Below are 11,704 nucleotides of genomic sequence, written 5' to 3' on the forward strand. Positions count from 1 at the left end.
GAAAGCAAAAAGCTATTGAGTAGGATAATCAGTGCGAGTAATTAATCCGCTCTAATCAATCGCTTCAATAGCTTTTTGCTTTCTGCTTTATGCTTTCTGCTCCCCTATAGATATTTGTTCCGGGTTATAATCCGGGCACCCGCCCGCATAAGATGCCACCAGCGCTCCCAGCGCATTGGCGAAGCGCAAACACTCCCTTGCCGGCTGTTCGTGGATATAACTATGCAGGAATCCTGCTAAAAAAGCATCCCCGCTACCAATGGTATCCACCACTTTTACGGGAATACCGGGTTCCACATAGCAGGTGTCGTTCATAAATAACAACGCTCCTTCTGCCCCCATGGTAACTACTATCACGGGAATGTTGAAACGGGCAGACAATGCCCGCACCGCCCACTCTTTATCTTCATAAGGATGATACCAGCTGCTGATCAGCTCTAACTCTGCTATGTTCAGTTTCAGCAGATCACATTGCTGCAACAGCCATTCCACGTGATCGCGCGTATAATGTGGTTCTCGCAGGTTGATGTCCAGCACCTTTACCAGGTTTTCCAGCAACGCCTGTTGCAGGGTATGGCGGCTCACCACATCGCGGGAACAAAGGCTGCCAAACACCAGGTAACGGGTACCCGCGCTTTTCAGTAATTGCGCCAGGGCCGGCTCCCACTGGATGAAATCCCACGCTGCCGGATATACGATATCATAATGCACATCCGTAGGATTGGTCATGTCTGCATATACCTTACCTGTTTCCTGTTTTTCATCTACCTGGACAAAAGCCGTATTCAGATGAAAACCCTGTAGCATATCCAATAACCCCTGGCCTCGTGCATCGCGTCCAATGCGGGATACCAGCGATACCTTTTCTCCCAGTTGCTGCAGATGATAGGCTACATTCATCACGGCGCCACCGGGCAGTTCCTTATCCGGCAGGATATCCCATAACATTTCTCCAAAACATACGACTTCGTTTCCCATATTTTTTCCGGCTTTGATTAGCAAATGATTCCCTGCAGCACTTACCTTTACTTGTGTACAAAGTACGATAAAGCCATTATATTTATGTCATTATTATCCCGCACAAACCCGTAAAAATGCACCAGGAACAACATTTAAAAAGCTCTGATTTTATTACTGACATGGTCATCGGCATGAGCGATGGCCTCACGGTACCTTTTGCGCTGGCAGCCGGTTTGAGCGGTGCTGTGAGCAGCAACAACATTATCCTGACCGCCGGTATTGCCGAAATAGTAGCCGGCTGCATTGCCATGGGACTGGGTGGCTACCTGGCCGGGAAAACAGAACTGGAACACTATGAAAGCGAATTAAAAAGAGAATATGCAGAAGTAGATACCGTGCCGGAAAAAGAAATGGAAGAAGTAAAAGAAGTGTTTGCGGAATACGGACTAAGCCAGGCCGCGCAAGACCTCATCGCCAGTGAGCTCTCGAAAGATAAAGACAAATGGGTACACTTCATGATGAAGTTTGAACTGGGCCTGGAAGCACCGAACCCTAACAGGGCTAAAAACAGTGCGCTGACCATCGGCGCTTCCTACTTCGTGGGCGGCCTGCTTCCGCTGTCGGCCTACCTCTTAACGGATACGCCTCAACGTGGCCTCATCGGTTCCACTATTCTCACCGTCATCTGCCTGTTTGTATTTGGATACTTCAAAAGTAAAGTAACCGGCCAGCCTCCCATACAAGGTGCATTGAAGGTTACTATGATCGGCGTATTGGCTGCCGCCGCCGCTTTCGGCATCGCTAAATTAGTAGCCTGATTTTAAACATAAACGCCATAGGAATGTTAGCAACATAAAATATCGTTTATCAATATATGAAAATAGCACCCCGGTATAAAAAGTGGATCAACATACTATTCATTCTCCTCGCCGCGAGGATCGTGTTCAGTATGTTGCTTTACTTCCTGGTGCAACATAAGTTTGTACGCATTGTACAATATATTGTGCAAAAAGAATCCGGCGGCAACTACCAGTTTGATGCACATAAAATAGACTTCTCCCTGTGGAACAGGAATATTGTGCTACACGACGCACGGCTGGTGGGTAAAGATACCGTGAACGTCAACGCTCACTACGACGTAAACATCCCCCGGATTTATCTCTCCATACAATCCTGGCGCGCGCTTATCTTCGAAAAGAAATTACTGGTGGATAGTCTTTCAGTGATCAGCCCTTCCCTGTACATTCATGAACATATCCCACATGGCCCACGTACAGACACTTTCCAGCTTTCCTCCATTGTAGACCACCTGGAACAGGCCTTACAATACGTGAATGCCCGCATTGTACATCTGCAGAACGGCTCGCTGGTATATAGCAAGGTAAATGGACCACCGCCACTGCGCATGGACCATTTCAATTTCTCCATTCTTAATTTCTCTAAAGTCACCACTTCCGATAACCATATCCTGGGCTCCGATGATGTGGACTTTTCTTTCGATAACCAACACTGGATACTACCCGACGGCCGCAATACCATCAGTTTCAAAAGACTTCACTTCTCCGGTAAAAAACAGGTATTTGAACTGGACTCCTGTATCCTGACCAGCGTGCACAATGCCGGCAAAGGAACCATGTTCCTGCAGGCCGATAAATTCTATTTCAATGCCCGCCACCTGCCCGCAATATATATGCGACAGGAACTACTGATAGACACCCTCGTATGTATACGCCCTGTACTGCATTTTCCCGGTCATACAGCAGCAGAGAAAGAAAAGCGGCAGGCGTTGGACAGCCTCCCTAATACCCTCTTCAGGAAAATCAACTTCAAATATATTGCGGTGCAAGACGGCGCACTGGCACTCAAAGGACAGGTGTCTACCGGCACTACACAAAAAACCAATCTGCGTATCTATAACCTCACCATTGCGCACGATACCACACCTGGTATTACCACCGACAGCATTGCCCTCAACCTCAATAAAATAAAGTTCTATTCACTGGATAGTATGTTCCAGTTGAGTGTAGACGAATTTATATTGCAACGCAACGATGTTATATTCAACAACGTGGAATATGCTCCTACCCCGCAAAATCACTCCGGGAAAGGACTCACCTTTACAGCACCATCGCTGCGGCTGAATAACGTAAGCCTGGAAGACCTGCTGAGAAAGCACCTGAAAGCCACCAGCGCCGAACTGTTTTCACCCCGCATTTCCCTGCTCACCAAAGCAAAGAAAAAAGCCGACCACAAGCCGGCGATAGATAGTATCGCTATTAAAATGCCGGCTTTCTATCAAACACTGCATGGACTCAGTGAACTGATTATGGTGAACAAATTCCGTATCACAGACGGAAATGTGAATTTGATATCTACCGGGAAAACACCGGTAACACTACAGCTTAAAAGCGTCAATACGGATATTCTTTTACACAACTTCTTTTTAAGTGATTCTTTGGTAGATATAAAGCACTCCATGCCCAACCTGCATATACGGGAAATGAGTGTGGCCGCTGCACCCGCCAATATCACGGTGAGCAATTATGCTTTTGATGGCATCCACCGGCATAACAAAGCAGATAAGTTGCTGGTGTCGCTTGCCAATGGTACCCGTATTACCGGCACCGCTTTATATTGGGAAGTATTTGACTGGGATGTATTTCAGCAGTCAAAGGATATACAGGTAGATGTGATCCGCCTGGGTACTCTCCAGGTACAGCTACAAAATACGGCAACAACCAAACACGAAGCCCCCAAAGCATTCCCGGTGATCCGTATCGCCAAACTGGACGTAGGCCCTACGCAGTTCAGCAGCCAGGGTGTATCACAGCAAAGTAGTTTCCATGCAGATAAGATCTCTATCCGCAACCTGCGTACACAGCAACAATTTTTTACCTGGAGCACTGCGTCCGCGCAACTGCGGGAACTACATCACCACAGCCCGCAAATGGAGGTGGATATTGACGCCGTTTCACTGAACCCCGACGGCATAACAACGCTTACCAGGGCAAAAGCTTCGGTATCTAACGGCAACGGTTATACTAAGATATCATTACCGGCACTACAACTGCAAACCGGTATCCATAACACAGATTTTAGTCACCTCAGCATCCCTTCCCTCACAGCAGATCAGGCGGATATTGAGATACTCAGCATTGGCAAAACGGCAGAGAAAACGAAGCAGGGGAAACCTTTACAGGCTAACATCGGGCAGCTCAATATCAACAATGCCCACCTGCAGTATACAAAGGTGAATGGACAAGACAGCAGTCAACTACACACCCGTGTACAACTCTCCGCCAATAAACTGGCTGTGCATACCGGCAGTGAACAACCGCTGAAATATGACCATATACGGGCAACAGCCACCCCGTTGGAGTATCACCATCGTAACATGAATCTTTCTATTCCGCAGTTAACACTCCAGCTTCAACACGGAAAGCTGCATAAAGGGCAACTGCATTCCGGCGTGGCTGTGCAATGGGAGGAGGCACAGCTTGGGCTGCATCGTGGTGATACGATGGAGCTTGTGGTGAATAAGTTATCCGGTATATTTAAAGATGCCCGATTCAGTTTCCACCAGGGCCAAAAGCTACCTTGGGAATCATTCCTGGCCCATACACATATTAGCCAGGGCGGCTTATTTTACAGGAATCAACAACTGCATGCCAGCATCGGTCAACTGCAACTGGATACCGCTACCCAAACATTGCAGGCAAATGATTTCAGTATGGCGCCCAATCTCAGCGCGGAAGAAACCTTTCGCACCGCGCGCTGGCAGCGGGATTACATCACGGTTAAGGGTAACTCCCTGCAACTGGCCGGCATTGCCAGTCGCCAGCTCCCGGGAGATACTACGTTGTATATACGGAAGATAACGGCCTCCAATACCGCGCTTACAACGGCCAGGGATAAACGAATTCCTTTTGAACATGGCATTGAAAAATTTATGCCCACCAAACTCATCAACACCCTGCCAATAGAATTGCAGGTGGATTCCATTGTATTGCAGCATAGTGCTGTTACCGTGAATGAATCTTCCAAATCTACCAATAAATGGTCAGCGGTGCCTATTACCAATATCAATGCGTTGATCACCGGCTTTGGCAATGTACATCCGCACAGCGATAGCCTGCGGGTGCAGGCCAGTGGCCACTTGCTGGGTAGTCCCATCCGGTACTTTTCGTATAATGAATCGTATGAGGATTCCTTATCAGGATTCACCGCCCAAAGCTACCTCGCCCCTATGGATCTGAAACGATTCAACGAAATAGCCATCCCTATGGCAGCCGTGAAAGTAAGGCGCGGCTATGCAGATACGATTTTCTCCCAATGGGCCGGCAATAAATACGCTACGCTGGGTGACATGAACTTTTACTACCGGCAACTGAACATACAGGTTCTCAATAAAAAAGATAGTACCCGGCAAGGTTTCATGGCCAACCTGAAAACCTGGCTGGCCAATCTCATCCTGAGAAATAACAACCAGCGGCCTACCAAAATGTTTTTTATCCGCGACAGGGAAAAATTTATTTTCAACTACTGGGTAAAAGCCGAAGCCTCCGGTATGGTAACGGCAGTAGGCGTTAAGAAAGATCGCAAGTACCTGAAACGGTATCGGAAGGTAGCAAAAAAATATTCCCTGCCTCCACGATAATCGGGCCACCAGCTGCAGCAACGGCAGCTGCACGGCGGTATCCATCTCCGGAAAATATACCCGCTATAAACGGGGAAACACTTGTGTAACCGCGGCTAAAATGCTATCTTCCTACCTTCATTCTTTTAAACTATTTATCCGACATTTGTTACCCAATTTTAATCGATTATGAAAGTTTGCATTGCTGAAAAACCAAGTGTGGCAAGGGATATTGCAGAAGTGATCGGCGCGAAACAACGCAAAGATGGCTACTATGAGGGCAATGGCTACCAGGTAACCTGGACTTTCGGACATTTCTGTACCCTGAAAGAGCCACATGATTACTACGAGGGATGGAAGTTCTGGCGACTGGAAGATCTGCCCATGATACCACAAAGCTTCGGTATTAAGCTGATTGAAAACTCCGGCGTACAGAAGCAGTTTAAGATTATTGAAACCCTGGTACAACAATGTGAAGAAGTGATTAACTGCGGGGATGCCGGCCAGGAAGGCGAACTGATACAACGCTGGGTACTGCTGAAAGCAAAATGTACAGCACCCATTAAAAGATTATGGATTTCTTCCCTGACTACAGAAGCCATCCGCGATGGTTTCCTGCACCTGAAAGCATCCGAACAATATAATAACCTGTATGCCGCCGGAAGCGCCCGTGCCATCGGCGACTGGCTCCTGGGCATGAATGCCACCCGCCTGTTCACCAAAAAATTTGCACAGGGAAAAGTGGTATTGTCGATTGGTCGCGTACAAACGCCCACCCTGGCCATGCTGGTGCAACGACAAAAAGAAATCAACGCCTTTGTGTCGGAAGATTACTGGGAGCTGAAAACCGTGTACCGCGATACCGAATTCACCGCCAGCATCGACCGGCTCAAAAGCATGGACAAGGCTGCAAAAGGACTGGCCTACCTGAAAGAGCATCCGTTTGAAATCACTTCCTTCGAAAAAAAGGATGGCAAAGAGGGCAATCCACGCCTGTTTGACCTCACTGCCTTACAAGTGGAAGCGAACAAAAAATTTGGCTTCTCTGCCGACGACACCCTCAAATACATTCAGAACCTGTACGAGAAAAAACTGACTACCTATCCCAGGGTAGATACCACGTACCTCTCGGAAGACCTGCATCCGAAAATTGCAGGCATCTTAACGGATATGACGCCCTATGCAGCGCTGATTGCACCCATACTGGCCAATCCTATCCCTAAGCTGAAAACGGTGTTCGATGATAAAAAGGTAACCGATCACCATGCCATCATTCCTACCGGTATGCATCCCGGTGGCCTGCCATTGGAAGAAAAACGGATCTACGACCTCGTAGCCCGCCGCTTTATTGCTGCCTTCTACCCGGAATGTAAAATCTCAAATACCACCGTGCTGGGGAAAGTAGGACAGGTACCGTTTAAAGTAACCGGTAAACAAATACTCGAACCCGGCTGGAAAGAAGTGTATGCAAATGATGTAAAAGAGAAAAAAGAAGGGGAAGAAGAAGAAGAAAAAATTCTGCCACACTTTGAACCTGGCGAAAGCGGACCACATACTCCCCGTATTCACCAGGGAAGAACTACTCCGCCCAAAGCCTTTACAGAAGCGAGCTTGCTGAGAGCCATGGAAACCGCCGGCAAACAGGTAGATGATGAGGAAATGCGGGAGCTGCTGAAAGACAACGGCATCGGCCGCCCTTCCACCCGCGCCAACATCATCGAAACCCTGTTTCGCAGAAAATATATCGAAAAGAAAAAGAAGAATATTTATGCCACCCAAACCGGCATAGATCTCATTGATACCATACAAACAGAACTCCTCAAAAGCCCTGAGTTAACAGGACAATGGGAACGTAAACTACGTCTCATTGAAAAAGGGGAATATGCCATGGATACCTTCAAGGATGAACTTATCCAAATGGTGGTAGACCTGACCAAAGAAGTAAAAACTTCCAGCTATAAATTTATCACTGTAGCACCTGATCCGCCACCAGCACCGCCGGAAAAGGAAAAGAAAGCCAAAGAGCCGAAGCCTAAAAAAGCAGTAGTCATAGAAGAAATGTCATGTCCAAAATGTAAAACGCATTTACTTAAAAAAGGCAATACCGCCTATGGCTGTGCTAACTTTAAAGAATGTGGATTCAAACTTCCTTTTGAATTGCTGGGCAAGAAACTAAATGATAAACAAGTAGCCGACCTCGTTACCAAAGGTAAAACCGGCAAAATAAAAGGATTGAAAGTACCTGGCAGCACCGAAGAAAAAGAAGGGAAGCTGGTGTTGGGGCCGGATTTCAATGTAGAAATCGGGTAAAATTGTATCGTCCCGCTTTGAAGCGGGACGATACAATTATTACGCTTCAATAGCGGTACTCAAAGTCACTTCTTTCCAAGTTTCCAGTTGCTCTTTCATGAAACCCATTTTTTGATAAGCCATACCATAAGCGTCTTCGCCCAGGAATAAATGCAGTGGTACATTTTCTTCTCCTGCTACGTTAATCAACGCTGCAATTGCTTTTTCAGGATCTCCGGCCTGGTTGCCATTGATCTCGTGCTGGTGTGCATTTTGTACGTCGCGAACATTCTGGTAGGCATCAATAGGCTGTGCTGGTACCACCAGGGAGCCGGCTGATAAAAATTCTGTTCTGAAATAACCGGGAGATACGATGGTTACTTTAATACCGAATGGTTTTACTTCTTCCGCCAGGGCTTCAGATAATCCATCTACTGCAAATTTGGTAGCGCAATAGATACCGAAACCCGGGAACATCCCGGTAAAGCCGGCAATAGAGGAAATATTGAAGATGTGTCCGGACTGTTGCTTCCGCATCTGTGGGAGTACTGCACGGGTCACGTTGAGCAGGCCAAATACATTCACATCGAAGTTGGCGCGTACTTCTGCATCGGAAGTTTCTTCCACGCCACCCGCCTGGCCGTAGCCGGCGTTATTTACCAGTACATCGATGCCCCCAAACTGGCTGATAGTAGCGGCTACCGCTGCTTTTACACTGCTTTCACTTTTAAGGTCTACTGACAGTGGCAGGAAATTGGCGTCATTGGCCACTTTGCGGAGATCTTCTATGCTGCGGGAAGTAGCAGCTACTTTATGTCCCTGTTGTAATAACTGTAAAACGAGTGAGCGTCCTAATCCTTTCGAAGCGCCGGTTACAAACCATATTTTGTTACTTTCCATGATCTTTTGTGTTTTAATTTGTTGACACAAAAGTATAACAGGACTGTATGCGGATTATTACGCCAATCAAACCAATGATTGCAAAATTCAAACAATCCGGAAAGCACCGGGGGTAATGCTGGTTTGTTTTTTGAAAAAGTTATTGAAATGCGCCGGTTCTTCAAATCCCAGGGCGTAACTGATCTCTGAAATGTTCCAGTTGGTATGTTTCAGCAGGGCTTTGGCTTCGCTGGTGATCCGCTCTGAAATATGGGCGGTAGTGGTTTTACCGGTAGTATCGCGGATAGCACGGTTCAGGTGGTTCACGTGTACCGACAGGTGCCTGGCAAAGTCGCTGGCAGATCTGAAGGTAAAACGCTGCGAAGGCGATTCAATGGGGAATTGCCGTTCCAGCAAATCCGTAAACACGGCGGTAATACGGGATTTGGCATCCGCATGCTGGTAAAGCACTTCCGAAGGCTGCATTTTTAATGCATAGTGAATGATTTCTGTCAGGTAATTCCGCAGCAGATCATATTTATATACATAGTCGGAGTTAATCTCCGTCAGCATTTTCTCATAGAGCAATGATATTTCGTTGTCCTGTGTTTCCGTTAGCGGGTACGACGGAACTCCACCGGGCATCATCATGGGCAGGTCGTGAATATGCGCCCTGCCGGCATGAGTAAAAAAGGATTCGCGGAAAATACAGAAGTAGCCGGGAGTGGGCCCTGATATTGGTTCCCAGGCATATGGCACTAACGGATTGGAGAAAAACAAGGTAGTACCTTTCAACTCCAGTGTTTTATCGGCATAGTGAAAAAGATTATGCCCTCTCACCAGGCTTACCTTATAAAAATCACGACGGCTGTATTTCACCACCAGCTTTCCGCTGGCATCCATAATACAATCGCCCATGCGAAACACATTAAAATGCCCGAGGTCCTGGTCCAGTTTTTCGGGAACCGCATTGAACTTTTGCTGATAAAACGCCTGTAATGTTTCTGTCTTTAACATTGACCGAAGTTACAAAATTCAATGCGGTTTCCGCTTCGTTTTCCCACGTAACACAATAGCTTTTTTGCTTTGTGCTTTATGCTTCCTGCTCATCAGCACGCCAGCACCAGTTCTTCGGGATCACGGAACTTACGTTCACTGCTTTTAATAGGCACATCGTTAATGGCAGCCAGGCGGCGTTGCATGAGTCCATCGGCGTTAAACTCCCATAATTCGTTGCCATAAGAGCGGAACCAGTTACCCGCCTGGTCATGCCACTCATATTCAAAACACACCGCGATATGATTATCTGTGAAGCTCCAAAGCTCTTTTTTCAGGCGGTAGTCCAGTTCTTTTTCCCATTTTTTGGTGAGAAAGGCTACTACTTCTTCCCGGCCGTTAATAAACTGATCGCGGTTGCGCCAGGTAGTGTCTTTGGTATATACCAGCGATACTTTCTGCGGATCTTTGCTGTTCCAGGCATCTTCAGCCAGTTGTACTTTCTGAAGAGCAGTTTCGCGTGTGAACGGAGGGAGGGGAAATTTCTGTTCCATGATTATTGATTTTAATTTCGAAAATAAATATTTAGATAGATCGATCTGTCTATTTAAGAGGATAAAAAAAAGATGCCACGGCATCTTACAATAAAGCTACTGCCATGGCTTTCGCTTCCTGCACCGGCCATTGATGGCGGTACAACTGGCTTTCCACGATGGCAGATTCAAACAACAGGTACACATGATCCCGCACGGCTTGTTTTTCCTTATGGAGGATATCACCAAGAAATGCCCGCAGGTCTTTCTTATGGTCCTGGATCACGGTCAGCACGGCTGTATCTTTATCCGTGGTTTCCGACAATACATTCAGGAAGGCACAGCCCCGGAAATGTTCTTTTTCATTGTTGCTGGCCAGGAAATCAAAGGCGGCCTGGATTTTCTCCTTAGGCTTGCTGCCCTTGTCGGTGAATGCTTTTAAGCCTGCCATCCAGTCGATGTGACGCTGGTGCAAAAACGCCAGCAACAACGACTCCTTCGATTCATAGTGCATATACAGGCTGGCCCTCGCTACCCCAGCTTCTGCCAGCACCTGGTTGATGCCCGTAGCATGGTAGCCCTGCTGGTAAAACAGTTGAGTGGCCGTATCCAATAAACGTTGCTTCGGATCGCTTATCTTCTTTTTCATGAAACAAAGATATATAAAAATAGACAGATCGATCTATCTTTTTTATTTTTTTGTCAAATCGGGTAAGCCGGATCTTTCCGGATAATTTCTACCCCCTTCTTTCCGGCAATAATAGCAGCATGCGCCATGTTATAGAAAAGAGAGGTTTCCAGGATACCGGGGATTTCTTTTAAACGGTGATTCAGGCTATCTAAAGGCGGGAAAGAGCGGAACCAGGTATCAATGAGTAAGTTGCCGTTTTCCGTAATAACAGCGCCATCTTTTTTGCTGCCCATACGGATCACCGGATTAGCCAGTGAGAATATTTTCTTCAGTTGCTGTAATACAAAGGGAACGGCATCAGGGATAACTTCAATCACCACCGGGAACGTGCTATATAGCTGTGCTACGTATTTGGAGCCATCACCCAGCAGGATAAACTTATCTGCCATAGCTGCCAGCAACTTTTCCCGGGTATGGATACCACCACCACTTTTCAATGCATTCAGCTGGTGATCGAACTGATCACAGCCATCGAAATAAATATCCAGTCGAGATACAGCACTGATCTCTTTTACCTGAAAATCGTGTTCCAGCAGGAGTTGCCGGGTACTAAAAGAAGAGGTAACCAGCGTAATACTTTTCGCTAAGGTTACCTCTTCTTTTAAAAAATTTACCAGGTGCGCAATGGTACTACCTGCACCTATGCCTATTAACTGACCGGGTTTTATAAAGTCTAATGCCGCCTTTGCAGCCACTTGTTTCAGATCTTCCATATCAGGA

9 protein-coding genes are annotated in these 11,704 nt (G+C 46.9%); 3 read left to right on the forward strand and 6 right to left on the reverse strand.

The annotated features are described in order from the left end of the window. Positions 1-87 precede the first annotated feature (87 nt). A complete protein-coding gene (locus J7623_RS02015; RefSeq protein ID WP_291916615.1) occupies positions 88-978 on the reverse strand; it encodes a carbohydrate kinase in 891 nt (296 codons plus the stop codon). A gap of 116 nt (positions 979-1,094) precedes the next feature. Between J7623_RS02015 and J7623_RS02020 the strand changes: the two genes are divergently transcribed. The 3 genes from J7623_RS02020 to J7623_RS02030 all read left to right on the forward strand — a co-directional run bounded on the left by J7623_RS02020 (position 1,095) and on the right by J7623_RS02030 (position 7,906). Beyond that, a complete protein-coding gene (locus J7623_RS02020; RefSeq protein WP_291916617.1) occupies positions 1,095-1,778 on the forward strand; it encodes a VIT1/CCC1 transporter family protein in 684 nt (227 codons plus the stop codon). 56 nt (positions 1,779-1,834) lie between these two features. After that, positions 1,835-5,617 (forward strand): hypothetical protein, encoded by a 3,783-nt coding sequence (locus tag J7623_RS02025; protein WP_291916619.1) that lies wholly within the window; start codon positions 1,835-1,837, stop codon positions 5,615-5,617. Positions 5,618-5,785: 168 nt separating this feature from the next. Next, the gene (locus J7623_RS02030) at positions 5,786-7,906 is read left to right on the forward strand and encodes a DNA topoisomerase 3 (protein ID WP_291916620.1); all 2,121 of its coding nucleotides are present in this window, start codon (positions 5,786-5,788) and stop codon (positions 7,904-7,906) included. 39 nt (positions 7,907-7,945) lie between these two features. Here J7623_RS02030 and J7623_RS02035 read toward each other — a convergent pair whose 3' ends face one another. The 5 genes from J7623_RS02035 to rpiA all read right to left on the reverse strand — a co-directional run bounded on the left by J7623_RS02035 (position 7,946) and on the right by rpiA (position 11,697). Then, positions 7,946-8,785: an oxidoreductase gene (locus J7623_RS02035; protein WP_291916622.1), complete on the reverse strand. Its 840-nt coding sequence runs from the start codon at positions 8,783-8,785 to the stop codon at positions 7,946-7,948. 87 nt (positions 8,786-8,872) lie between these two features. Then, positions 8,873-9,781, reverse strand: a complete 909-nt coding sequence (locus J7623_RS02040) for an AraC family transcriptional regulator (protein ID WP_291916624.1) — start codon at positions 9,779-9,781, stop codon at positions 8,873-8,875. Positions 9,782-9,873: 92 nt separating this feature from the next. After that, entirely contained in the window at positions 9,874-10,314 is a 441-nt protein-coding gene (locus J7623_RS02045; protein WP_291916626.1) for a nuclear transport factor 2 family protein, read from the reverse strand. A gap of 85 nt (positions 10,315-10,399) precedes the next feature. After that, the gene (locus J7623_RS02050; protein WP_291916628.1) at positions 10,400-10,942 is read right to left on the reverse strand and encodes a TetR/AcrR family transcriptional regulator; all 543 of its coding nucleotides are present in this window, start codon (positions 10,940-10,942) and stop codon (positions 10,400-10,402) included. A gap of 53 nt (positions 10,943-10,995) precedes the next feature. Further along, positions 10,996-11,697: a ribose-5-phosphate isomerase RpiA gene (gene rpiA / locus J7623_RS02055; protein WP_291916629.1), complete on the reverse strand. Its 702-nt coding sequence runs from the start codon at positions 11,695-11,697 to the stop codon at positions 10,996-10,998. Positions 11,698-11,704 lie beyond the last annotated feature (7 nt).

This window comes from Chitinophaga sp., assembly GCF_017745275.1.
Lineage (GTDB): Bacteria > Bacteroidota > Bacteroidia > Chitinophagales > Chitinophagaceae > Chitinophaga.